Raw genomic sequence first — 24441 nt, forward strand, 5'->3', positions numbered from 1 at the left:
AACCGCTTGGACTGACGCACGCAGGACGCCACAATCGCCGGCCCTGTAGTCCCGGTTGAACCACGCAATGGCAGCACTCTCCGCGGCGCTCGCGCGCCAGATCGCCCAGACCATCGCCGACGAGATCGGCGCGCAGGCCGCGCAGGCGCAGGCCGCCATCGCCCTGCTGGACGAAGGCGCCACGGTCCCGTTCATCGCGCGCTACCGCAAGGAAGTCACCGGCGGCCTGGACGACACCCAGCTGCGCACGCTGGAAACGCGCCTGGTCTACCTGCGCGAGCTGGAAGACCGCCGCGCCGCGATCCTGGCCAGCATCGACGAGCAGGGCAAGCTGACCGACGAGCTGCGCAACGAGCTGCTCGCCGCCGACAGCAAGTCGCGCCTGGAAGATCTCTACCTGCCCTACAAGCCCAAGCGCCGCACCCGCGCGCAGATCGCGCGCGAGGCCGGCCTGGAGCCGCTGGCCGACGGCCTGCTGGCCGACCCCACGCGCGTACCGGAGACCTTCGCCGCCGGCTTCGTCGATGCCGACAAGGGCGTGGCCGACGCCAAGGCCGCGCTGGAAGGCGCGCGCGCCATCCTGATGGAGCGCTGGGGCGAGGACGCCGCGCTGCTGGGCGAATTGCGCACCTGGCTGCAGGACAACGGCGTGATCCGCGCCCGCGTGGTGGAAGGCAAGGAAGACGCCGGCGCCAAGTACCGCGACTACTTCGACCACAGCGAGGCGCTGGCCAAGATCCCCTCGCATCGCCTGCTGGCCCTGTTCCGCGCGCGCCGCGAGGAGTTCATCCAGCTCGACCTGGAGCCCGGCGCCGACGTCGAGGCCGGCAACGCCTATGCCGAAGGCCGCATCGCGCGCGCGGCCGGCATCGACCACCGCGGCCGCCCGGCCGACGCCTGGCTGGCGCAGGCCTGCCGCCTGACCTGGCGCGCCAAGCTGCACCTGCACCTGATGCTGGACCTGTTCAACCAGGCGCGCGAGAAGGCCGAAGGCGAGGCCATCGAGGTGTTCGGCGACAACCTCAAGGACCTGCTGCTGGCCGCCCCGGCGGGGCCCAAGACCGTGCTCGGCCTGGACCCGGGCATCCGCACCGGCTGCAAGGTCGCCGTGGTCGATGCCACCGGCAAGCTGGTGACCACCGACACCATCTACCCGCACGAACCCAAGCGCCAGTGGGAGCAGTCGCTGCAGACGCTCAAGCGCCTGTGCCAGCAGCACGACGTGGCGCTGATCGCCATCGGCAACGGCACCGCCAGCCGCGAGACCGACAAGCTGGCCGGCGAAGTCATCAAGGCCTGCAACAATCCCAAGCTGCAGAAGATCGTGGTCAGCGAGGCCGGCGCGTCGGTGTATTCGGCTTCGGAAACCGCGGCCAAGGAATTCCCCAACCTGGACGTGTCGCTGCGCGGCGCGGTGTCCATCGCCCGTCGCCTGCAGGACCCGCTGGCCGAGCTGGTGAAGATCGAACCCAAGGCCATCGGCGTGGGCCAGTACCAGCACGACGTGGACCAGTTCCGCCTGGCGCGCGCCCTGGACGCGAAGGTGGAGGACTGCGTCAACGCGGTCGGCGTGGACGTCAACACCGCCTCGGCCGCGCTGCTCACGCGCGTGTCGGGCCTGTCCTCGACCGTGGCCGAGAACATCGTGGTCTACCGCGACCAGCATGGCCCCTACCCGACCCGCAAGGCGCTGCTGAAGGTGCCGCGCCTGGGCGAGAAGACCTTCGAGCAGTGCGCCGGCTTCCTGCGCATCAACGACGGCGAGCAGCCGCTGGACGCCTCCGCGGTGCACCCGGAGGCCTATCCGGTGGTCGAGCGCATCCTGGCCCAGGCCGACGGCAAGACCATCAAGCAGATCATCGGCGACACCGCCTTCCTGCGCGGGCTCAAGGCCGAGCGCCTGACCGATGAGACCTTCGGCGTGCCCACCGTGCGCGACATCCTCAAGGAACTGGAGAAGCCCGGCCGCGACCCGCGCCCGGAGTTCAAGGCCGCGCGCTTCGCCGAGGGCGTGGAGGACATCAAGGACCTGCGCGAAGGCATGATCCTGGAAGGCGTGGTGAGCAACGTGGCCGCCTTCGGCGCGTTCGTGGACATCGGCGTGCACCAGGACGGCCTGGTCCACATCTCCGCACTGTCCGACACCTACGTCAAGGATCCGCGCGAAGTGGTCAAGGCCGGCGACATCGTCAAGGTCAAGGTGCTCGAGGTGGACGTGGCGCGCAAGCGCATCGCCCTGACCCGCCGCCTGGACGACGTCCCCGGCGCCCCCACCAGCGGCCCGCGCGAGGACCGCAATGCGCGGGGTAACGAGCGCGGCGGCCAGCGCCACGGCAGCGGCAACGCACGCCCGCCCAAGCCGACCGCCCCACCTGCGGACAATGCGCTGGCGGCGGCGTTTGCGCGGGCGCGGGGGAAGTGATTGCGCGCGTGCGGCCCAAATACGGGTGATCCGCACGCACTCGCCCAACCCAGGTCCGTCATCCCCGCGCAAGCGGGGATCCAGGGACTTTCGCGCGGACGCTGACGGCACCATCGTCGATGGGCGAGCCAGCATCCGCGGCTTGTCGCAGCCTGCGCGACCAGCACGCGTAGACTCCGAACCAGCCTGGCCAACAGAGGCGGTGCGCAGGTGTGTACCGGTTGGGGGCGTGTCGCCATGGAAGATCTGTCACCGTCGGACTTGAAGACGATCCTGCATTCCAAGCGGGCCAATCTTTACTACCTCCAGCATTGCCGCGTCCTGGTCAACGGCGGCCGGGTCGAATACGTCACCGACGCAGGCAAGCGATCGCTGTACTGGAACATCCCGATCGCCAACACCACCACGATCCTGCTTGGCACCGGCACCTCGGTCACGCAGGCGGCGATGCGCGAACTGGCCAAGGCCGGCGTGCTGGTCGGCTTCTGCGGAGGTGGTGGCACGCCGCTGTTCACCGCCAACGAGATGGACGTCGAGGTGGCCTGGTTCTGCCCGCAGAGCGAGTACCGGCCGACCGAGTACCTGCAGGCCTGGGTACGGTTCTGGTTCGACGACGACTTGCGCCTGACGGCGGCCAAGGCCTTCCAGCAGGCGCGCGCGCGACGCATTGGCGAACAGTGGCGGCATCGCGCGCCGCGCGAGGCCGGGTTCGCGCCGGACACCGCTCGGCTCGACGCGCTGCTCGCGCGCACGGCCGGGCAGATCAAGCTCGCGCAGGACGGCACCGCGCTGTTGACCGAGGAAGCGCGCCTGACCAAGGCGCTGTTCAAGCTGGCGGTGGACACGGTCGGCTATGGCGAATTCACCCGCGCCAAGCGCGGCACGGGCAGCGATCCGGCCAACCGCTTCCTCGACCACGGCAACTATCTGGCCTACGGCCTGGGCGCCACCGCCGCCTGGGTGCTGGGGCTGCCGCACGGGCTGGCGGTGCTGCATGGCAAGACCCGGCGCGGCGGACTGGTGTTCGACGTGGCCGACCTGGTCAAGGATGCCAGCATCCTGCCGCAGGCCTTCATCTCGGCCATGCGCGGCGATGACGAGCAGACCTTTCGCCGCGGCTGCATCGAGGCGCTGACCCGCAGCGAGTCGCTGGACTTCATGATCGACACGCTCAAGGCAGTCGCGCTGGACATCGCCGCGCAGGTCAAGGCATGAACATCCTGCTGGTGTCCGAGTGCGACAAGCGCGCCCTGACCGAAACCCGGCGCATACTCGACCAGTTCGCCGAACGTCGCGGCGAACGCACCTGGCAGACGCCGATCACCCAGGCCGGATTGGACGCGCTGCGCCGGCTGCTGCGCAGGACCGCACGCAAGAACACCGCCGTGGCCTGCCATTGGATCCGCGGCCTGGACCACAGCGAACTGCTGTGGATCGTCGGCGATGCGCGCCGTTTCAACGCCGAGGGCGCGGTGCCCACCAACACCACCGTGCGCAACGTGCTGCGAGGCGAGGACGAGAACGACTGGCACAGCGCCGAGGACATCCGCCTGCTCGCCCAGCTTGGCGCCCTGCTGCACGACCTGGGCAAGGCCAGCCTCGCCTTCCAGCGACGCCTGCGCGGTCAGCTGCAGGAAAAAAATCTATATCGCCACGAGTGGGTCTCGCTGCGGCTGTTCCAGGCCTTCGTCGGCGACGACGACGATGCGGGCTGGCTGGCGCGGCTGGCAGCGGCGGAGTACGACCAGACCTCATGGACCGCGCCGGGCCGCTACCTGCGGGACGGCGTCGATCCCGGCATCGAACGTCACCCGTTCCGGTCTATGCAGGCGCGCGCGCCACTGGCGGCCGCCGTGGCCTGGTTGATCGTCACCCACCATCGCCTGCCGGTGATCCCCGCGCGGAACGAGGACGGCACCCAGGCCCGGCTGGGGCGGCGTGCCTCGGAGTTCAGGCACGCCTGGCTCACCACGCCGTTGGCGGAGGTCGCCCACGACTGGAACGAGGTGCGGCCCGCAGCCGGCGCCGATGCGAAGCCGTACTGGGAACTGGCCGGTGAGCTGCCCGTCATCGCCGCGGGATGGCGCACGCAGGCGGCGCGACTGGCGCGCCGGCTCGCAGCTCTGCGCGGGCGACGCGACGGCGACTGGCTCGGCAATGCCTACGTCATGCATCTGGCGCGGCTGTGCCTGATGCTGGCCGACCACTATTACTCCAGCCTGAGCCTGGACAAGGCGGGCCAGCCGGTCGCCGCACGCCAAGGCTTCGTACGGAGCGGGCAAACGCTCTTCGCCAACACCGCAAAGAACCTCCGCGGCGAACGCATCGCCAACCAGTCGCTGTTGGAACACCTGCTCGGCGTCGCCCACAGCGCCGGCCTGATCGCCCATGCCCTGCCAGGCTTTGAACGCCACCTGCCACGGCTGGCCCAGCATCGAGGCCTGCGCAAGCGCAGTGCCGATTCGCGCTTCTCCTGGCAGGACAAGGCCTTCGATGCCGCGGCCAGTCTGCGCGGGCAGGCCGTCGAACACGGTGCCTTCGTGGTCAACATGGCCTCCACTGGTTGCGGCAAGACCCTGGCCAACGCGCGCATCCTGTATGCCCTGGCGGATCCGCAGCTGGGCCTGCGCGCCAGCTACGCGCTCGGCCTGCGCACGCTTACCCTGCAGACCGGCCGCAGTTACCGCCACGACCTGCACCTGGGCGACGACGAGCTGGCGGTGCTGGTCGGCGGATCGACCAGCCGCGCGCTGTTCGAATTCCACGAGCGTCAGGCCGAAGCCGGTGGCTCGGCTTCGGTGCAGTCGCTGCTGGAGGAAGACAGCCGCGTGCTCTACGACGGCAACGTGGCCGACCACCCGCTGCTGTCGCGCGCCCTGGCCGATGCCGACATCCGCAAGCTGCTTTCCGCGCCGATGCTGGTCTGCACGGTGGACCACCTGGCGCCCGCCACCGAGGCCCTGCGCGCCGGGCGCCAGATCGCGCCGATGCTGCGGCTGATGAGCGCCGACCTGGTGCTGGACGAACTGGACGACTACGACCTCGACGATCTGCCGGCGCTGACGCGGCTGGTGCACTGGGCCGGCATGCTCGGCACGCGGGTGGTGCTGTCGTCGGCGACGCTGCCGCCGGCGCTGGTGGAGGGCATGTTCATGGCTTACCGGGCCGGACGCCGCCTCCATCGCCGCAATCGCGGTGCCGACGGCGGCCGCGATGAAACGCTGGTCGAGGTGCCATGCCTGTGGACAGACGAGTTCGGCGTCCATGTGCAGACCTGTCGCGACGATGCGGCGTTCGCTGCGGGCCACAGGTCGTTCGTCGACAAGCGCGTCCGCAAGCTGGAACAAGCCGAACCACTGCGTCTGGCCGAAGTGATTCCGCTCCCTGTCGTCGCGCAGCAACGCGAACGCACCCGCATCGACTTCGCCACCCATCTGCATCGGGCCTGTCTGCGCCTGCATGCCGATCACGCCAGCCTCGACCCCGTCAGCGGCAAGCGGGTCAGCTTCGGCATCGTGCGCATGGCCAACATCGACCCGCTGATCGATGTCGCCCGTGCCCTGCACACGCAAGGCGCGCCGGAAGGCACGCAGATTCATCTGTGCGCCTACCATGCGCGCTTTCCGCTGGTGCAGCGCTCGGCGATCGAGCACCTGCTCGATGCCGCGTTCAATCGCCGCGACAAGGACGCCATCTGGCGGATGCCCGCGGTGCGTTTCGCGCTCGACGCGCATCCGGCGAACGATCACCTGTTCGTGGTGCTGGCCTCGCCGGTGTGCGAAGTGGGCCGCGACTGGGATGCGGACTGGGCTGTAGCCGAACCCTCTTCGATGCGATCACTGATCCAGCTTGCCGGCCGCGTACAACGGCACCGCCGGCTCGCGCCCCGCACGACGAATGTCCTGGTATTCGACACCAATCTGAAAGCACTAGAGTCGCCAGGCGGCGGAACGCCCGCCTTCTGCCTGCCCGGATTCGAAAAGCGCACCGCGGACGATCGCTTCCTGCTGGCCTCGCACCGTCTGGCCGACGTGCTGCGCGCGCAGGACTTCCGGCGCGTGGATGCCATCGCGCGGATCCGCCCCCGGGCCGAGGCCGAATGGAGGCCGCGCCACGACCTGGTCGATCTGGAGCAGGCCCGCATCGCCGCCAGCATGCGGCCCTACCTCGCGCCTGCGCCTGCGGGTTCGTCGCGCCGTGCGCCCCCGCCCTCGCCGGAGGCGGAACCCGACCACGCGCCCCTGGCATGGCGATATCCGCAGGCGGCGCTGATCGGCGTGCTGCCGCAGCAGCAGCCCTTCCGCAACGACCGCGAGCCCAAGGCCACGCTGGTATTCCTGCCCGGCGAGGAAGAGGACGAATGGATTCCGTATCGCGTCGAGGAGGCGCTGGAGCGCAGCGGCCAGTCGCCCTATGTTCCGGCGTGCGAGCTGCTGCACGAGATCGCGTTGTACTCGGCCCCCGGAATTGGCGCCTGGGGCCGCTTCGGGCTGGCCGACCTGCTGATCGAACAGGCCGAGGCATTGGACAAGCCTTTGGCCGCCATCGCGCCGGCGTACACCATGCTGCAGCTGCCGCGCAGCGACCAAGGCTGGCGGTGGCATCCCTGGCTGGGCTTCAGCCGCAGCCGCTGAGGCGATTCAATGCCAGCCGGTCAGTGCGAAAAGTCTGCGCCTTCAATCACACGCGGCGTGAGCGTCCGACAATGGCGCTGCCACTCAGGCGACACAATCGTATCGAGAAGGATCGGTCCGTGGGTCCGTTACGATAGAGATCTGTCGCGCGCGTGCGCACTCGCGTGCCGGCAACTCGAGTTCGATGCCGCCTAGTGGCTCGACTCGACCACGAATCACTGCATACAACGCGGCCCCAGAGTCATCCCAGGCGGGCGTCTCCGGCACGGCAACTTCCGCACGTGGGCGTAAGCGCGACTTCAAATCATTTCCGAGCTTGCGGATCGTCGTAATGAAAATGGAAACCTTACCGAAGTAGCTGCAATGCTTGCATTCTAAGCATTTCTAACGGAGGTTTCTCTTCGCTATCTCGTGTTGTGAGACAGCGACGCGCTAGTTATTCGACCAAGGAATGGAGCAATGAGGGGAGAGGAATGCCTGAACTAACCGGAAGAGCCGAAGCATTTTATGAGGCCATCGCCGCCTTCATCGAGACCCGCCGCGCGGCCAAGCTGAAGGGACAGGAGGACGCAGCCGGGGCCGCGTCCAAGTACGACTACGCCACCTGGCTCGCCGATGCCGCGCGCCGGGTGGGGCAGATCCAGGCGGTCACCCACGTGCTCAAGGCCACCCATCCGGACGCGCGCGGCAGCAGCCTGCACGTTGCGCCGGGCGGCCTGCCGGCGCACGCCGAGATCGGCAGCCATGTGCTGGGCAAGGACTATGCCGAGGACGTGGTCGGAAACGCCGCGGCGCTGGACGTGTTCAAGTTCCTCAAGATCGAAGTCGAAGGCCAGCGCCTGCTGGACTGGATGCAGGCCGGCGACGCCGATCTGCTGGCCGCCCTGTCCGACGACGCCGCGCAGGCGGCGGGCTGGATGCAGGCCTTCGCCTCGCTGCTGCGCGAGGACCAGCGGCCGGCCTCGCACCCGATGGCCAAACAGGTCTACTGGCTGGTCGGCGATGATCCGCTGGACGACGGCGGCTATCATCTGCTGCAGCCGATGTTCTCCAGCATGCTGGTACATGCGGTGCATACCGAGATCCAGGACGCGCGCTTCGGCGAGGCCAACACGGCCGCGCGCCAGGCCTTCCGCGCCGGCGCGCCCTCAGAGACCGTCTATCGCGACTATCGCGGCCTGGTCGTGCGCAAGCTGGGCGGCACCAAGCCGCAAAACATTTCCCAGCTCAACAGTGAACGGGGCGGCGTGAACTACCTGCTGTCGTCCTTGCCACCACCCGCATGGGCGTCGCGCAGCACCAATCTGTTCAAGCGCGATTCCGCCTTCGATGAGCTGCTCCGGTTCGGCGGGGTGCGCGAGCTGGTATACGCACTGGCCGACTTCCTCAAGACCAATCCCGATCCTGTGGCGGACACCCAAGCGCAGCGCGACACCCTGGCCCAGGCGATCGCCGACGAACTGGGCATGTTCGGCGCAACGATCCGCGGCGGCTACGCGCCGGGCTGGTCGCGCGAGGCGGAATGCAAGCTGCCCGACTGCGAACAGCTATGGCTCGACCCGGGACGGTACGACCTGGACATCCGCCAGGATCCGCAGCATCCGGAGTGGACCACGCAGGACGAAGCCTTCCGTCGCAACTACGACTGGGGCGACTGGCCCGACGAGCTGGCGACCCGCTTCGGACTGTGGCTCAACGGCCAGCTACGCAAGCGCGGCGGCGACGCCTTGGCCGGGCTTAACGAGCCGGAGATGCGCCATTGGGCCAGGCAGGCGGTCCTCGATGTCGCCTGGCCGGTGCCCATGCAGCGCCGCGCCAACCGGGGTGCGGCATGAGCGCCCTGCCCCGCTTCACCCATCTGCTGGTGCTGCCGCACGTGCGTGTGCAGAACGCCAATGCCATCTCCAGCTCGCTGACCCACGGTTTTCCCTCCATGACGGCCTTCCTGGGCCTGATGTGGGCACTGGAGCGCAAGGCACGCCAGGCAGGGCTGGCGCTGGAGTTCAACGCCGTCGGCGTGGTCAGCCACGGCTGGCAGGAACAGGTGACCGAGGGCGGCTTCGTCAAATCCTTCCGCCTGACCCGCAACCCGGTGGACAAGGACGGCAGCACCGCCGCCATCGTCGAGGAGGGCCGCATCCACCTCGACCTGAGCCTGGTCCTGGCGGTCCATGCCGAGCACTGGGACGCGCAGACGCAGGCGCACGATGTCTCGCGCATCGCCGATCTGCTGGCCGGCATGCGTGTGGCCGGCGGCAGCGTGCTGGCGCCCGCTCATGCCATTGCGTGGCGCCAGCGCCCCTGGCTGGCCGACCTTACCGGCAGCGAGGAGGATCGGCGCAAGTCGTTCCGCGAGGTCTGCCTGCGGCTGCTGCCCGGCTCGGCACTGGTCGCACGCGACGACCTGCTCGCCGCGCGCCTGTCCCAGCTGCGCGCGTCGGCGCCCGAGACCACGCACCTGGAGGCATGGCTGTCGTTCTCACGCCTCCACTGGCGTCACGACCCACAGGCGGACCACAACAAGGGCCGCTGGGTCAGTGACCGCAGGAAGGGCAGCGGCTGGATCGTGCCGATCCCGGTGGGCTACGGCGCGCTCGGCCCGGTGCACGCTGCGGGCAGCGTGGCCCACGCCCGCGATGCCGCCACGCCGTTCCGCTTCGTCGAAAGCCTGTACTCCCTGGGCGAGTGGATCGGCACCCACCGCCTGCAGGCCCCGCACCACCTGCTCTGGTACGCCGACAGCCGCCCCGACGACGGCCTGTATCGCTGCCGCAACGACTACCGCCCTGCCGGCTCCACGGCCGATCCGCTCTCCGCTTGACGCCCATCACGACAAGGAATTCCATCATGGCAACCGAAGCCCTCAAGACCGCCTCCGTCCTCGCCTTCGAGCGCAAGCTCGACCCGTCCGATGCCCTGCTCTTCGCCGGCCCCTGGGACCAGCGCAACGACGACGCCGACTGGCAGCCGGTCCTGGTTCGCGAGAAATCCGTGCGCGGCACCATCTCCAACCGCCTCAAGACCAGCGGCCAGGATCCGGCCAAGCTGGACGCGGCCATCCAGAGCCCCAACCTGCAGACCGTGGACGTGGCCGCGCTGCCCGCCGATGCCGACACGCTGAAGGTGCAGTTCACCCTGCGCATCCTCAGCGGCGTTGGCGACCCGTCCGCCTGCAACGACGCCGGCTACCGCCGCAAGCTGCTGGACACCGTGGCCGGCTACGTCCGCGAACACGGCCTGGGCGAGCTGGCGCGGCGCTACGCCGCCAACCTCGCCAACGGGCGTTTCCTCTGGCGCAATCGCATCGGCGCCGAGCAGGCCGAGGTCCACGTGGCCCATCTGCAGGACGGACTTCCGGTCGCCGAGTGGCGCTTCGATGCGCTGGCCCATGCCATGCCGACGCTGGCGCCGCCGCCGGCGCAGGCCGCATCCGTGAGCGCGCTGGCCGCGGTGATCGAAGCCGGCCTTGCCGGTACAGCCCACGCGCTGTTGCGCGTCACCGCCTTCGTCCGCCTGGGTCATGGCCAGGAGGTGTTTCCTTCGCAGGAGCTGATCCTCGACCGCGGGCGCGGCGACAAGAGCAAGACCTTGTACAAAATCGGAGACGACAAGGACGCCGCAGCCGCCATCCACTCGCAGAAGATCGGCAATGCGCTGCGCACCATCGATACCTGGTATCCGAGCGCCGATGAGAACGGCGCCATCGCCGTGGAACCGTATGGCTCGGTCACGACCCAGGGCAAGGCGTACCGACAGCCCAAGGAGAAACAGGACTTCTACACCTTGCTGGATGCCTGGGTGCTCAAGGACAAGGCGCCGCCGGTCGAGCAGCAGCACTTCGTGATCGCCACGCTGGTGCGCGGCGGCGTCTTCGGCGAGGCGGGTTGAGGCCATGACCACCCACTTCATCGACCTGCGCGTGCTGCCCGACCCGGAGACCGGGCCGGCGCAGCTGCTGGGCGCGCTGTACGACCGCCTGCATCTGGCCCTGGTCCGGCACCGCCGCGACGACATCGGCGTCAGCTTTCCCCACTACAGCCTCAACCCACGCGCGCTAGGACCGGTCCTGCGCCTGCATGGGGCCGCCGAGGCCCTGCGCGAACTGATGGACACCGCCTGGCTGGGTGGCGTGCGTGACCACGTCCGCATCGGCGAACTGGCACCCGTCCCTCCGCACGCCGAGCATCGCACCCTGCAGCGACGGCAGTTCAAGACCAGCGTGGACCGTCTGCGACGTCGCCGCATGCAGCGCAAGGGCGAGACCGCCGAGCAGGCGGCCCATGCAATTCCCGAAAGTGTCCAACGGCAACCCGACCTGCCCTATGTGCATCTGCGCAGCAGCAGTACCGCCCAGCCGTTCTGCCTGTTCCTCGCCCGCGGGCCGCTGCGCGAGCAGCCATCGCCAGGCCCCTTCAACAGCCACGGCCTGAGCAGCATCGCGACCGTGCCCTGGTTCTGACCCTTTTCTCCGCGGCAGGCGGAGGCTCTTTGAAAATCAATCACTTGGCCACGACTCCTGGAAAGGGGGCGTGGCCTTTTTGTGCGGCTATTCTTTGGGAATTCAGGGGTTTAGGAAAAGAAGTATCTAGTTCGCTGCCGCGTAGGCAGCTCAGAAATGATCGAGGCAGCTCGCAGCGGCACCGCGGACGTTCGCTGCCGCGTAGGCAGCTCAGAAACGTTCAACCAGATGATCCTGGACGTGGAAGCCGTTCGCTGCCGCGTAGGCAGCTCAGAAATCAAGTGGGTGGATGCGACCGAAGTCTCGACCGTTCGCTGCCGCGTAGGCAGCTCAGAAATGCCCTGGAAGGGCTTCGGAAGGAGCCGTGGTGTTCGCTGCCGCGTAGGCAGCTCAGAAATGACCATGGCCGACCGCATGGAGGAAAGCCGCGTTCGCTGCCGCGTAGGCAGCTCAGAAAGGCACGCCTGACGCGCGCGCGGCGATCACCTGGTTCGCTGCCGCGTAGGCAGCTCAGAAAATGCAGCTCGTCGCGACTTGGATGCCGCCCTCGTTCGCTGCCGCGTAGGCAGCTCAGAAAGTCCGCAGCAGTGAAATAGTGCTCGCTGTCGAGTTCGCTGCCGCGTAGGCAGCTCAGAAATGGCACCCGTCGCGTCCACTGGCCCGGCCGAGGTTCGCTGCCGCGTAGGCAGCTCAGAAAACGAGGCCTGGGAGCACACCGCCCGAGAAGCCGTTCGCTGCCGCGTAGGCAGCTCAGAAACTTCGCCTCACTTGCAGTGCGCCCGGACTGAAGTTCGCTGCCGCGTAGGCAGCTCAGAAAAACATCCCCGACGGCTATCGCCGCGATCGCAAGTTCGCTGCCGCGTAGGCAGCTCAGAAAGCACCTTCGAGCGGATCTACAACCGGTTGCCCGTTCGCTGCCGCGTAGGCAGCTCAGAAAAGCATTGTCGCCAGCTCTTCCCGCAGCAGTTCGTTCGCTGCCGCGTAGGCAGCTCAGAAAATCAGCGCGGCGTGCATCTCCTCGATGCGTTCGTTCGCTGCCGCGTAGGCAGCTCAGAAACGCATCCTGCGCATCGCCCAGCACCGGTTCAACGTTCGCTGCCGCGTAGGCAGCTCAGAAATGCCAGGCCCGGATCCCGGCGATCGCCGCTTGGTTCGCTGCCGCGTAGGCAGCTCAGAAATTCCAAGGTGATCGACGTGTGATCGTAGTTCGGTTCGCTGCCGCGTAGGCAGCTCAGAAACGAGAGAAGGCCCATGTCCGTGAATGAAGTGTGTTCGCTGCCGCGTAGGCAGCTCAGAAATTGCCGGGTTCATCCGGGAGGGCTGGCACGTCGTTCGCTGCCGCGTAGGCAGCTCAGAAAAAGAAGGGCCAGTTCAGCGCGGCAATCGCTGCGTTCGCTGCCGCGTAGGCAGCTCAGAAACTCGTAGGCGCGGCCGCTGGCGTATTCGGTCGGTTCGCTGCCGCGTAGGCAGCTCAGAAAAAGTTCGGGTGAGCACATGGGCCAGGCTTCGAGTTCGCTGCCGCGTAGGCAGCTCAGAAATGCATCAAGTCCCAGGACGAGCCGTTGCCCTTGGTTCGCTGCCGCGTAGGCAGCTCAGAAATGACCTGGCCGGGCAGTTCGGCATCCCCTTCGAGTTCGCTGCCGCGTAGGCAGCTCAGAAATGGTGGCGCCACCGGCGCAGCGTGACCACGCTGTTCGCTGCCGCGTAGGCAGCTCAGAAAAGGACGCGTGAGAACCTGAACTACTCCGCCGAGTTCGCTGCCGCGTAGGCAGCTCAGAAAGTCCAGCATCAGCGCGTCCTCGCACTTGCTGTGTTCGCTGCCGCGTAGGCAGCTCAGAAAATGCATCTGTGCCTGGCTTTCGCCGCCATTGGCGTTCGCTGCCGCGTAGGCAGCTCAGAAATTTGACAGAAAGACGGGAAGTTGCGTCGCGCCGTTCGCTGCCGCGTAGGCAGCTCAGAAAAACACCTGCCGCGCCCGCCTGTCGGGGATGGTGTTCGCTGCCGCGTAGGCAGCTCAGAAAAGCCAGGGCCTCGTACACCGCGCGCTCGTCTGGTTCGCTGCCGCGTAGGCAGCTCAGAAAACCAAGAAACTGCGCGAAGCCGAGGAAGATCTGTTCGCTGCCGCGTAGGCAGCTCAGAAAGGGCGGAAAGGTCAGCGCGATAGTGCTGCGCAGTTCGCTGCCGCGTAGGCAGCTCAGAAAGCCAGATGTTGTATCGCCTCGACGGTGACCTCGTTCGCTGCCGCGTAGGCAGCTCAGAAACGCAAGATGGTCGCGGAAAAGGCCAAGGTGTCCGTTCGCTGCCGCGTAGGCAGCTCAGAAAATGCAGGGGCCTGACGCGCAGTTCCGGTTCGGGTTCGCTGCCGCGTAGGCAGCTCAGAAAAACGGCAACTGGCGCACCTATGAAGCGAACGGGTTCGCTGCCGCGTAGGCAGCTCAGAAAAAACTCGGCATAGGCGCGATTGTTGTCACCATGTTCGCTGCCGCGTAGGCAGCTCAGAAAATGAAGACTTCGTGCCCGTCATCGTGACGGTGGTTCGCTGCCGCGTAGGCAGCTCAGAAAATCGCGATCCTTGCGCCGCGAGGTGGTGGCGAGTTCGCTGCCGCGTAGGCAGCTCAGAAATAGAAGGGGATGTCGTCGTCGGCGAAGTCGTCGTTCGCTGCCGCGTAGGCAGCTCAGAAAATGTCCAGCGCGAAGGACGCATCGTCCTCGCCGTTCGCTGCCGCGTAGGCAGCTCAGAAAAACCTGTACCCCAATCGGGACGGGTACAAGTAGTTCGCTGCCGCGTAGGCAGCTCAGAAATGATCGAGCTGCAGGCCCATTCGATCTCCAGTGTTCGCTGCCGCGTAGGCAGCTCAGAAAGTGGTTCCGGTGGTGCTGGCGCCGAACTGGCGGTTCGCTGCCGCGTAGGCAGCTCAGAAATGACCTACCGCGCATCCTGGCGCCCGGGCGAGGTTCGCTGCCGCGTAGGCAGCTCAGAAAATAAGCAGCACTGGCAGCGAGAACCCGAAGTTGTTCGCTGCCGCGTAGGCAGCTCAGAAACCAGAGCTGGACTTCTACCCGATCGGCAAAGCGTTCGCCGCCGCGTAGGCAGCTCAGAAACGGCAGGAAGATCGGCGGGGCGTGGTATGTCGGTTCGCTGCCGCGTAGGCAGCTCAGAAATCCAGCCGGTCCAGCGTGATCGACTTGCCTAGGTTCGCTGCCGCGTAGGCAGCTCAGAAATAGGTGCGCGATCAGCGCATCAGCATCGGCGTGTTCGCTGCCGCGTAGGCAGCTCAGAAAACGATCAATCGTGGTCTTGCCTGCTCAATGACGTTCGCTGCCGCGTAGGCAGCTCAGAAATTGCCCTCGTGTTCCAGCCACTCGCCGTTAGCGTTCGCTGCCGCGTAGGCAGCTCAGAAAATCTGGGGCGGCTCTCCGAGGACGGCCAGCAGGTTCGCTGCCGCGTAGGCAGCTCAGAAATGACGCCGGAGGGCGACGACGGCGCGGTGAGGGTTCGCTGCCGCGTAGGCAGCTCAGAAATCCCTGATCCAGCCGCCTGTGCGGGTGGACATGTTCGCTGCCGCGTAGGCAGCTCAGAAATGGCCCGCGTCCTGTTCGTCGAGGACGAAACCGTTCGCTGCCGCGTAGGCAGCTCAGAAATCCTGTCGCTTGCGCTGAATGCGCGCCTCTTCCTTCGCTGCCGCGTAGGCAGCTCAGAAATGGAAAAAAACTGATAGCGGCGGTCGAGGCGCGTTCGCTGCCGCGTAGGCACCTCAGAAAACCGCGGAAGCCCTGCTCGAACTTCTGACGCATTTCGCTGCCGCGTAGGCAGCTCAGAAAACACAAAGGGCGGCTGCTCTCTTGCGGAGGCTGTTCGCTGCCGCGTAGGCAGCTCAGAAAGTCCAAGGGCATGAATTTGCCGCAGTACTGGCAGTTCGCTGCCGCGTAGGCAGCTCAGAAAGCTCAATCAATCATTTCGGGCAATCGCCCACAGTTCGCTGCCGCGTAGGCAGCTCAGAAACCACCGCAGAGAGCGCCATGCAACGTGCTGAGGTTCGCTGCCGCGTAGGCAGCTCAGAAAATGTCCGGCTGATCGGCGAGGTGGGCGGAGGGGTTCGCTGCCGCGTAGGCAGCTCAGAAAATGACAGGGCAGCAACCGAGTCTGGCCCGCGGGTTCGCTGCCGCGTAGGCAGCTCAGAAATCTGAAGCGGCCGATAAGCCTAGGGAACGTTCGTTCGCTGCCGCGTAGGCAGCTCAGAAAACCGAACACAGCGCCGGTGTCGATGTAGCGAAGTTCGCTGCCGCGTAGGCAGCTCAGAAAACCGATGCCAGCCGAGAGCTTCGCCCAGTCCTGTTCGCTGCCGCGTAGGCAGCTCAGAAAATCCGCAAGGGCTGGCTGATCGACGGGACGTGGTTCGCTGCCGCGTAGGCAGCTCAGAAATGAGCGCATGGCCGTGGCCGACACGCGCGAGGGTTCGCTGCCGCGTAGGCAGCTCAGAAAAGTTCGCCGATGCGCTCCGGAAAGAGGCTGCATGTTCGCTGCCGCGTAGGCAGCTCAGAAAGCGCAACGGACAGTCCACCGCTACATCCCCAGGTTCGCTGCCGCGTAGGCAGCTCAGAAAGTTCCCCACCTCCCCGGCCTGGGCGGCGATGGGTTCGCTGCCGCGTAGGCAGCTCAGAAATTCAACGACCTGCGGGCCAAGGCCGGCAGCGAGTTCGCTGCCGCGTAGGCAGCTCAGAAACACCGACCAGGTCATCAGCGGCTGGGCCGCATGTTCGCTGCCGCGTAGGCAGCTCAGAAAGGCCACCGGGCGCTCGGCGGTCTTGATCGCACGTTCGCTGCCGCGTAGGCAGCTCAGAAAATGTGCCGTCCGGCGCTGATAGCACACCCGCCGTTCGCTGCCGCGTAGGCAGCTCAGAAAAACAGCGCGCATCCCTTCCGCCGCATTCCAGGGTTCGCTGCCGCGTAGGCAGCTCAGAAATTCGACCATGGCGGCACCAGGCCCCAGACCATGTTCGCTGCCGCGTAGGCAGCTCAGAAACGCCCGATGGCCTTGGCGCGCTGGCGATCACTGTTCGCTGCCGCGTAGGCAGCTCAGAAATCCATGTAGTTGTCGCGGTGGAGGTTCACTCAGTTCGCTGCCGCGTAGGCAGCTCAGAAAAAACCCATGGAAATGGAGCCCGCCGTGACCGTGTTCGCTGCCGCGTAGGCAGCTCAGAAAGAGAAGGAGGCCGGCCACGCCGACCACACCGGGTTCGCTGCCGCGTAGGCAGCTCAGAAATTGAGGAAACTCCCGTGCAGATCACTGCCGCAGTTCGCTGCCGCGTAGGCAGCTCAGAAACTGGTGGCGAACGCCGCGCCTCGCTCGGAGAGGTTCGCTGCCGCGTAGGCAGCTCAGAAACGAGATCCAGAAGGGTAACGAGGATTTGGTGCGTTCGCTGCCGCGTAGGCAGCTCAGAAAAGCCGGCGGCGCCTGTGCCGGCACCTATACCCGTTCGCTGCCGCGTAGGCAGCTCAGAAAACCGGAGGCGGCAACGATCTGTCCTACCCGACGTTCGCTGCCGCGTAGGCAGCTCAGAAATCGCACACCTCGCGCAGCCTGGGCTCGCTGTAGTTCGCTGCCGCGTAGGCAGCTCAGAAAACGGTGAACGCCTGCGGCCGCTTCTCGCCGATGTTCGCTGCCGCGTAGGCAGCTCAGAAATATCTCGACGACTGCAGGGAGGCGGGGGTGAAGTTCGCTGCCGCGTAGGCAGCTCAGAAAACAGCGACAGGTGCGGTCATGGCTGGGCTCCGGTTCGCTGCCACGTAGGCAGCTCAGAAAGTGGATCAAGGGCGCGCCCGCGGTCTGCGACAGTTCGTTGCCGCGTAAGCAGCTCAGAAAGCGTCGCATAGCTGTCTCTGGCCGCCGTGTTGGTTCGCTGCCGCGTAGGCAGCTCAGAAAGACGCGCTCGGTGCGCGCATGGCGCCAGGCGAGTTCGCTGCCGCGTAGGCAGCTCATAAAATGTGGAGCGGCCCAGCGTGGCCGACTTCCGAGTTCGCTGCCGCGTAGGCAGCTCAGAAAAACTTCGCCGGCCGGGTGAGGGAGGTCCTGACGTTCGCTGCCGCGTAGGCAGCTCAGGAAATCAACCAGACCGACAGCACGGCGGCCCAAGAGAAGGTCCGTTACCCCAGCCCTCTCACCCCGCCGGCTCGGCAATGATCACCTCAACCCCCATCCGCTGCAGCCCCTCGCGCGTGGCGGCGTCGATGCCGGCGTCGGTGATGATGGTCTGCACCTGCTCCAGCTTGGCGATGCGGTGCAGGCTGACCTTGCCGAACTTGGAGGCGTCGGTCAGCACGACCACGCGGCGGGCATGTTCGACCATGCGCTGGTTGAGGCGGGCCTCGGAGGCGTCGTGGGTGGTCAGGCCGAACTGCAGGTCCAGGCCGTCCACGCCGAGGAACAGGGTGTCGAAGCTGTAGGCGTTGAGGCTCAGCTCGGCCTGGTTGCCCTGCAGCGACAGCGACTGCTTGCGCAGCTGGCCGCCGGAGAGCAGCACGTTGACGCCGGGCGCGGTGGCCAGCTCCCAGGCGATGTTCAGGCCGTTGGTCATCACCGACACGTCGCGATGGCCGTGCAGGTGGCGCGCCAGGGTCATGGTGGTCGAGCCGGAGTCGATGATGATGTTGTCGCCGGGCCTGACCAGCTGCGCGGCGCGCAGGCCGATGGAATCCTTCAGCGGCAGGTTGAGCGTGTCCTTCTCATGGATGTCGCGCTCCTGCGGCGGCGTGCGCACCAGGCTGGCGCCGCCGTGCGTGCGCGTGGCCAGCCCCTGGGCCTGGAAGTGATTGAGGTCGGCGCGGATGGTCACCGCCGAGACGCCGAAGCGCTCGACCAGCGCGCCCACCTGCACGCCGCCCTGCTCGATCAGGGCCTGCAGGATCTGCTGGCGGCGGGAGCGGGTGTTGCGCGTGGCCATCGCGGGGTGCCGGGAGGGTTCGGCAGCTTAGCCGGACGCGTCGCCGGGGCGACGACCGGGAAGCGAGGACTGCGACGAGGACATGGCGTGCTCCTGGGGACTCGAGGACAGGCCCGGCTGGCAGGCCAGCAGGGCCGCGCCGCGCGCGCCGCCGGCATCGCCGAAGCGCGGCGGCACGATCGGCGGCACCTGCGCGCCGGCGAACAGGTGCGCGGCCACCGCACCGGGCAGCTGCGCATACAGCGGTGCGTACTGCGACAGCCCGCCGCCCAGCACGATCACGTGCGGGTCCAGGGCCAGCACCAGCGCGGCCAGGCTGTGGCCGAGCAGATCGCGATGGATCTCCAGCGCCTGGCGGGCACGCGCATCACCCGCCTCGGCCAGCGCGATCACCGCGGCCGCGTCGGGCGCGGTACCGCCCAGGTGGCGTTCCAGCGCGGCCAGGCCGCTGCCGGAGACATAGCGCTCCACGCAGCCCTGCAGGCCGCAGCCACAGGGCAGCAGCGGCAGGCCATGGCGCTGCAGCAGGTGGCCGGGCACGCTCCAGTGGCCCCATTCTCCGGCCAGGCCGTTGAAGCCGGTAATCAGCCGCCGGTCCACGCAGTAGCCGCCGCCCGCGCCGGTGCCGAGGATGGCGCCGAACATGCTCGGATAGCCCTGCGCGGCGCCGCCGTGGGCCTCGGACAGGGCGAAGCACTGCAGGTCGTTGCCGAAGGCCAGTGGCCGCGCCAGCCGCGCGCGCAGGTCGGCGGCGACGGTCTGTCCGGTCAGCGCCGGCACGTTGGCGCTGAGCTGGCGGCCGCTGCCGCGCTCGCGCACGCCCGGCAGGGCGATGCCGATGGCGCTGGTCGCCTGGCCCAGCGCGGCGTCGGCCTGCTCCACCAGCGCGGCGACCGCGGCGAGGAAGCCGGCGTAGTCGCCCTGCGGCGTGGCCACGCGCTGGCGCCAACGCACCTGCGCGGCCGCATCGCAGGCCACCAGTTCGATCTTGGTGCCGCCGATGTCGATGCCGTAGCAGGCGGGCGATGCGTCAGCCATGGTGGATGGTGACGCCCTGCACGACGCGGTTGACGGTGCCGTCGGGGAAGGGATTGTCCGGGGTCAGCCCCAGCGCCGCCGAGCGCCGCAGCGCGTAGAGCTGGGCCAGGCCCAGCCACACCGGCGCCAGCCACGCATCGTCCAGCGCCGGCGTGGTCGCCGGCACGGTCAGGGTGAAGTCGTCGTCGGCCCCGATGTCGGCGTGCGGACCGATCGCCAGCACCCGGCCGGCCACGCCGTCGCGGCGCAGTTCGGCCAGCAGGTCCTGCTCGTAGCGGCGCGCCAGCGGCTGCACGCTGCGCAGCACGATCACCAGGGTGCGCGCATCCAGCGTGGACTTGGGGCCGTGGCGGAAGCCCAGCGGCGTGTTGGCCAGCGCCAGCACGCGCCCGGCGGAGAGTTCGAGCACCTTCAGCGCGGCCTCGCGCGCCAGCGCCTCCAGCGGCCCGCTGGCCAGATAGATCACCCGCTCGAACGGGCGCGCGGCCAGCGCCGCCACCGGCGCGTCCCACTGCGCCAGGCCCTGGCGCGCCAGCGCGGCCACCTGGTGCAGGCGCGCGCCGCGCGTGTCCACATCGCCGCGGTCGAACACCGCCAGCGCCGCCAGCAGCATGCAGGTCAGGCTGCTGGTCATGGCGAAGGCCTGATCGCAGCTGGCCGGTGGCATCAGCAGGGTGAAGGTGTCGGCCCGCCCGGCGCCGCGCCGCGCCAGTTCGCCCTGGGCGTTGCAGGTGATGTCGAGGAAGCGCGCCTGGTCCACGCTGGCGCGCACCAGTTCGACCGCCGCCACGCTCTCCGGGCTGGACCCGCTGCGGCCGAAGGACACCAGCAGGGTCGGCCGGTCGCGCTGCAGGTACAGCGCCGGATGGGTCAGCAGGTTGGTGGTGTGCAGGGCCCGCACTTCGGCCGGCCACTGCGCGTTGATCGTGTCGGCCACCATCTCGGCGATGAAGCCCGAGCTGCCGGCGCCGGTGAACAGCACGCGCTGCCGCGGGTCGGTCAGCGCATCGCCCAGGAAGGCCTGCAGCTGCGGCCAGGTCTGGGCGAGGGTCCGGGCCAGCGCCTCCCACAGCGCCGGCTGCTGGGCGATTTCGGCCGCCGTGTGCGCGCCTCCCAGGCGCTGCCAGGCGGGGGCATCGGAAAGCGGAATCAGGTCCATGCAAGCATCCAGTTGGGCCGGCGCAACATCCCGTCTTCCTTTCGAAATGTCAAATAACGAAAGAAAATGAAAAGGTTCGCCATCGCATGCACCACGCTGTGGGCAGGCCGTCGCTGCTCCAGCGCATCGATCGAGCCAGCGGCGGGCGGCTCAACGCGGGGAGGCACCAGCGAAGCGAAACAATCCCGCCGGCCAATCTTTCTTTTCAGCACGCGATTAGTTGCTTTTGCCTTTCATTTCGTTGACACCTTTCGAAATACTGCCGTACAGTCGGCGGCGAACTGCAATTCGCACGTCGGTCGAACCGGCAAACGGAGCCTTCCAGGTGCAAGTCCGAGCCCCGCGATCGCCGCTGCGTACCACCCTCCTGTCAGCGCTGCTGCTGGCCTCCGGTGCGGCCGGGGCCATGTCGATCGGCAACGTGCGGTCGGTCAGCGCGCAGGGCGAGCACGCCTGGCTGCTGCGCACCGACAACGGCGGGGTGATGCGCATCGAGGTGGTCGCCGCCGACATCGTGCGCGTGCAGGCCGGGCGCGACGGCAGGCTCACCGGCGCCGGCGACAAGGCGACGCCGATCGTGCTGCCGCAGCCGGCCACCGGCGCGCAGGCGCGCCTGGAGGAAGACGCCCAGGAGCTGCGCGTGCGCACCGACGCGCTGGTGCTGCACGTGCAGCGCGCGCCCGTGCGCCTGCGCCTGGAGCGGCTGGACCAGGGCCGGGCGGTGGCGCTGTGGCAGGAGCTGCAGCCGCTCGACCTGGACCAGGACCGCAGCGTGCAGGTGCTGTCCTCGCAGCCGGACGAAGGCTTCTACGGCGGCGGCCAGCAGAACGGGCGCTACCAGTTCAAGGGCCGCGAGCTGGAGATCTCCTATTCCGGCGGCTGGGAGGACGGCGACCGGCCCAGCCCTGCACCGATGCTGCTCAGCGACCGCGGCTGGGGCATGTTGCGCAACACCTGGCGCGACGGCGACTACGACCTGCGCCAGCCCGACCAGGCCACGCTGCTGCATCGCGAGGACCGCTTCGACGCCTATTACTTCGTCGGCGCCGGCCTGCCGCAGCTGGTGGAGCGCTACACCCGGCTCACCGGCCGGCCCACCCTGCTGGCGCGCTGGGCGCTGTCCTACGGCGATGCCGATTGCTACAACGATGGCGACAACGCCAAGAAGCCCGGCACCGTGCCCGACGGCTGGCACGACGGCCCCACCGGCACCACGCCCGACGTGATCGACACGGTGGCGCGCCAGTACCGCGCGCACGACATGCCCGGCGGCTGGATCCTGCCCAACGACGGCTACGGCTGCGGCTACACCCAGCTGCCGCAGGTCGTGCAGGGGCTGGCCAAGTACGGCTTCAAGACCGGGCTGTGGACCGAGAACGGCGTGGACAAGATCGCCTGGGAGGTCGGCACCGCCGGCAGCCGGGTGCAGAAGCTGGACGTGGCCTGGACCGGCAAGGGCTATCAGTTCGCCATGGATGCCAACCGCGCGGCCTACGACGGCATCCTGGACAACTCCGATTCGCGCCCGTTCCTGTGGACGGTGATGGGCTGGGCCGGCATCCAGCGCTATGCGGTGGCCTGGACGGGCGACCAGAGCGGCAGCTGGGACTACATCGCCTGGCATGTCCCCACGCTGATCGGCTCGGGGCTGTCGGGGCTGGCCTACGCCACCGGCGATGTGGACGGGATCTTCGGCGGCAGCGCCGAGACCTATACCCGCGACCTGCAGTGGAAGGCGTTCACGCCGGTGCTGATGGGCATGTCCGGCTGGTCGGCCAACGACCGCAAGCACCCGTGGTGGTTCGACGAACCCTATCGCAGCATCAACCGCGCCGCGCTCAAGCTGAAGATGCGCCTGACGCCGTACATGTACGGGCTGGTGCACGAGGCGGCGCAGACCGGCGCGCCGCCGGTGCGCGGGCTGATGTGGGACTTCCCCGGCGACCCGCATGCGCACGATGAGACCTACAAGCACCAGTTCCTGCTCGGCCGCGACCTGCTGATCGCGCCGGTCTACCGCAGCCAGGCCGCCAGCCGCGGCTGGCGCCGCGACATCCACCTGCCGGCCGGCACCTGGATCGACTACTGGGACGGCCGCCGCGTGCGGGCCGGCGCGCAGGGGCGGCAGCTGGACCGCCAGGTCGATCTGGCCACGCTGCCGGTGTTCGTACGCGCCGGGGCGATCGTGCCGATGTATCCGGAGATGCTGTTCGACGGGCAGAAGCCGCTGGACGAGGTGACCTTCGACCTGTATCCGCAGGGCGACTCGCAGTACACGCTGTACGAGGACGACGGCAGCACGCGCCGCTACCAGCAGGGCGAATCGAGCACGCAGGACGTCGTCGTGCACGCTCCGGAGCAGGGCGCCGGCCCGGTGCGGGTGGAGCTCGGCGCGGTGCAGGGCCAGTACCAGGGCCAGCTGGCGCAGCGCCGCTACGCCTTGCGCGTGTCCAGCCGGCAGGCGCCGCGCGCCGTGCGGCTGGACGGCCGCGCGCTGCCGCAAGTGGCCGATGCCGCCGCGCTGGAACGCGCGACCGAAGGCTGGTCCTTCGACGCCGCCGAGCGCCGCGGCACGCTGCACGTACGCACCGCGGCGGTGGACATCCGCACGGCGCTGGCCCTGGAACTGGACTTCCCCGTCGCGCCCGCGCCGGCCGACGATGCCTACCCGGCCGCGCCGGAGCTGGGCCGCGCGCTGCCCGCCGACAGCCTGCTGGTCGTCAACCGACCAGCCGAGGAGCCCGGGCAGCCGCTGGAGAACGCCTTCGACGACGACCCCGGCACCTGGTTCCGCACCGTGCGCAACCAGGCCGTGCGCACCGGCGCGCACGAATGGGTGGTCGGCTTCGGCGAGCGCAAGCTGATCGACGGCATCGAACTGGCCCCGCGCAACGACGCCAACTGGAAGCACGGCCAGGTGCGCGACTACGAGGTCTACCTGGCCGACAGCAACGGCGAGTGGGGCGCGCCGGTCGCGCGCGGCACGCTCAAGCTGGCGCAGGGCACCCAGCGCATCGACTTCCCCGCCCACGCCGGGCGCCTGCTGCGCTTCCGCGTGCTCAGCGTGCAGAACCCGGAGGGCGATGGCGCCTCGGCCACCGATCCGATGGTGCTGGCCGCCCAAGGTGGCGGCGGCGCGCGCGCCATCGATGCGCTGCAGCCGCGCGATGTCGGGCCGATCACGCTGTCCACCTTCCATATCCTCGAACACGTCGAGCCCGAGCGCCCCGCCCAGCAGCGCTTCCTGTCCGAGCTGCCGCTACCGGCGGCGCTGGCCAGCCGGGTCATGCCGGACCGCGCGCTGCGCGGCGGCGAGCTGCGCATGAACGGCCTGCTGTTCCGCCGCGGGCTGGGCGTGGGCCCCGACAGCCGCATCGACCTGGCGCTCAAGGGCCAGTGGCGCCTGCTGCGCGCCGACCTGGGCATCGACGATGCCTGTCGTCAGGCCGGTGGGCTGCAGTTCCAGGTGTTCGGCGACGGCCGCCTGCTCTACGACAGCGGGCTGGTCCAGGCGCCGGGCGTGGTCAAGCCCGAGCTGGACATCCGCGGCCTGTCGACCCTGAGCCTGCGCACCACCGGTGCGACCGGCGCCTCCCCGTCCCAGGTCTGCGCCGACTGGGCCAATGCCGTGCTGATCGGCCAGGAGGGCGACACCGCCAGCGTCCTGCGCCCATGACCCCCGCGTAACACCGCTCTGCCCCGCCCTTCCAGCCGCGACCGCAAGGCCGCGGCCCTGGGATCGCTTTGTCCGGCGCACCGCCACCCAAGCGCCGTTATCTGCCAGGAG

11 protein-coding genes, 1 pseudogene and 1 CRISPR repeat array are annotated in these 24441 nt (G+C 68.3%); of the genes and pseudogenes, 8 read left to right on the forward strand and 4 right to left on the reverse strand.

Going from position 1 to position 24441, the window contains the following annotated elements:
• Positions 1-67 precede the first annotated feature (67 nt).
• The 7 genes from WFQ05_RS05170 (at position 68) to cas6f (ending at position 11515) form a co-directional block, all read left to right on the forward strand.
• The gene (locus tag WFQ05_RS05170; RefSeq protein WP_337052947.1) at positions 68-2422 is read left to right on the forward strand and encodes a Tex family protein; all 2355 of its coding nucleotides are present in this window, start codon (positions 68-70) and stop codon (positions 2420-2422) included.
• Positions 2423-2659: 237 nt separating this feature from the next.
• On the forward strand, positions 2660-3637 hold the full coding sequence (gene cas1f / locus WFQ05_RS05175) for a type I-F CRISPR-associated endonuclease Cas1f (protein WP_337052948.1): 978 nt from the start codon (positions 2660-2662) through the stop codon (positions 3635-3637).
• Positions 3634-7056: a type I-F CRISPR-associated helicase Cas3f gene (gene cas3f / locus WFQ05_RS05180; protein WP_337052949.1), complete on the forward strand. Its 3423-nt coding sequence runs from the start codon at positions 3634-3636 to the stop codon at positions 7054-7056. Before cas1f ends, cas3f begins: the two co-directional genes overlap by 4 nt.
• Before the next feature lie 473 nt (positions 7057-7529).
• The gene (gene csy1, locus WFQ05_RS05185) at positions 7530-8891 is read left to right on the forward strand and encodes a type I-F CRISPR-associated protein Csy1 (protein ID WP_337052950.1); all 1362 of its coding nucleotides are present in this window, start codon (positions 7530-7532) and stop codon (positions 8889-8891) included.
• On the forward strand, positions 8888-9877 hold the full coding sequence (csy2, locus tag WFQ05_RS05190) for a type I-F CRISPR-associated protein Csy2 (RefSeq protein WP_337052951.1): 990 nt from the start codon (positions 8888-8890) through the stop codon (positions 9875-9877). Before csy1 ends, csy2 begins: the two co-directional genes overlap by 4 nt.
• 26 nt (positions 9878-9903) lie before the next feature.
• Positions 9904-10944 (forward strand): type I-F CRISPR-associated protein Csy3, encoded by a 1041-nt coding sequence (gene csy3 / locus WFQ05_RS05195; RefSeq protein WP_337052952.1) that lies wholly within the window; start codon positions 9904-9906, stop codon positions 10942-10944.
• Positions 10945-10948: 4 nt separating this feature from the next.
• Positions 10949-11515, forward strand: coding sequence for a type I-F CRISPR-associated endoribonuclease Cas6/Csy4 (gene cas6f / locus WFQ05_RS05200; protein WP_337052953.1), 567 nt, complete (start codon positions 10949-10951; stop codon positions 11513-11515).
• 129 nt (positions 11516-11644) lie between these two features.
• Positions 11645-17620: a CRISPR direct-repeat array (repeat unit 28 nt; unit sequence GTTCGCTGCCGCGTAGGCAGCTCAGAAA).
• Between the two features lie 54 nt (positions 17621-17674).
• On the opposite strand, the gene WFQ05_RS05205 is transcribed toward cas6f, so the two are convergent.
• The 4 genes and pseudogenes from WFQ05_RS05205 to WFQ05_RS05220 all read right to left on the reverse strand — a co-directional run bounded on the left by WFQ05_RS05205 (position 17675) and on the right by WFQ05_RS05220 (position 20866).
• A complete protein-coding gene (locus WFQ05_RS05205) occupies positions 17675-18457 on the reverse strand; it encodes a DeoR family transcriptional regulator (protein ID WP_337052954.1) in 783 nt (260 codons plus the stop codon).
• Positions 18458-18562: 105 nt separating this feature from the next.
• Positions 18563-19495: pseudogene (locus WFQ05_RS05210) on the reverse strand (ROK family protein); the annotation flags it as partial.
• Positions 19488-20654, reverse strand: a complete 1167-nt coding sequence (locus tag WFQ05_RS05215; RefSeq protein WP_337052955.1) for an SIS domain-containing protein — start codon at positions 20652-20654, stop codon at positions 19488-19490. The gene WFQ05_RS05215 and the pseudogene WFQ05_RS05210, both read right to left, overlap by 8 nt.
• Positions 20645-20866, reverse strand: a complete 222-nt coding sequence (locus WFQ05_RS05220) for a hypothetical protein (RefSeq protein WP_337052956.1) — start codon at positions 20864-20866, stop codon at positions 20645-20647. Before WFQ05_RS05220 ends, WFQ05_RS05215 begins: the two co-directional genes overlap by 10 nt.
• A 194-nt stretch (positions 20867-21060) precedes the next feature.
• On the opposite strand from WFQ05_RS05220, the gene WFQ05_RS05225 reads away from it, so the two are divergent.
• Complete coding sequence (locus WFQ05_RS05225; protein WP_337052957.1) at positions 21061-24330, forward strand: TIM-barrel domain-containing protein; 3270 nt, start codon at positions 21061-21063, stop codon at positions 24328-24330.
• The last annotated feature ends 111 nt before the right edge of the window (positions 24331-24441 follow it).

It is taken from the genome of Pseudoxanthomonas sp. USHLN014 (assembly GCF_037153335.1).
GTDB lineage: Bacteria > Pseudomonadota > Gammaproteobacteria > Xanthomonadales > Xanthomonadaceae > Pseudoxanthomonas_A > Pseudoxanthomonas_A winnipegensis.

Excerpts from the sequence above, each read along its gene's own strand:
- WFQ05_RS05170 (WP_337052947.1), top strand. The coding sequence starts at position 68 with ATGGCAGCACTCTCCGCGGCGCTCGCGCGCCAGATCGCCCAGACCATC.
- cas1f (WP_337052948.1), top strand. The coding sequence starts at position 2,660 with ATGGAAGATCTGTCACCGTCGGACTTGAAGACGATCCTGCATTCCAAG.
- cas3f (WP_337052949.1), top strand. The coding sequence starts at position 3,634 with ATGAACATCCTGCTGGTGTCCGAGTGCGACAAGCGCGCCCTGACCGAA.
- csy1 (WP_337052950.1), top strand. The coding sequence starts at position 7,530 with ATGCCTGAACTAACCGGAAGAGCCGAAGCATTTTATGAGGCCATCGCC.
- csy2 (WP_337052951.1), top strand. The coding sequence starts at position 8,888 with ATGAGCGCCCTGCCCCGCTTCACCCATCTGCTGGTGCTGCCGCACGTG.
- csy3 (WP_337052952.1), top strand. The coding sequence starts at position 9,904 with ATGGCAACCGAAGCCCTCAAGACCGCCTCCGTCCTCGCCTTCGAGCGC.
- cas6f (WP_337052953.1), top strand. The coding sequence starts at position 10,949 with ATGACCACCCACTTCATCGACCTGCGCGTGCTGCCCGACCCGGAGACC.
- WFQ05_RS05205 (WP_337052954.1), bottom strand. The coding sequence starts at position 18,457 with ATGGCCACGCGCAACACCCGCTCCCGCCGCCAGCAGATCCTGCAGGCC.
- WFQ05_RS05215 (WP_337052955.1), bottom strand. The coding sequence starts at position 20,654 with ATGGACCTGATTCCGCTTTCCGATGCCCCCGCCTGGCAGCGCCTGGGA.
- WFQ05_RS05225 (WP_337052957.1), top strand. The coding sequence starts at position 21,061 with ATGTCGATCGGCAACGTGCGGTCGGTCAGCGCGCAGGGCGAGCACGCC.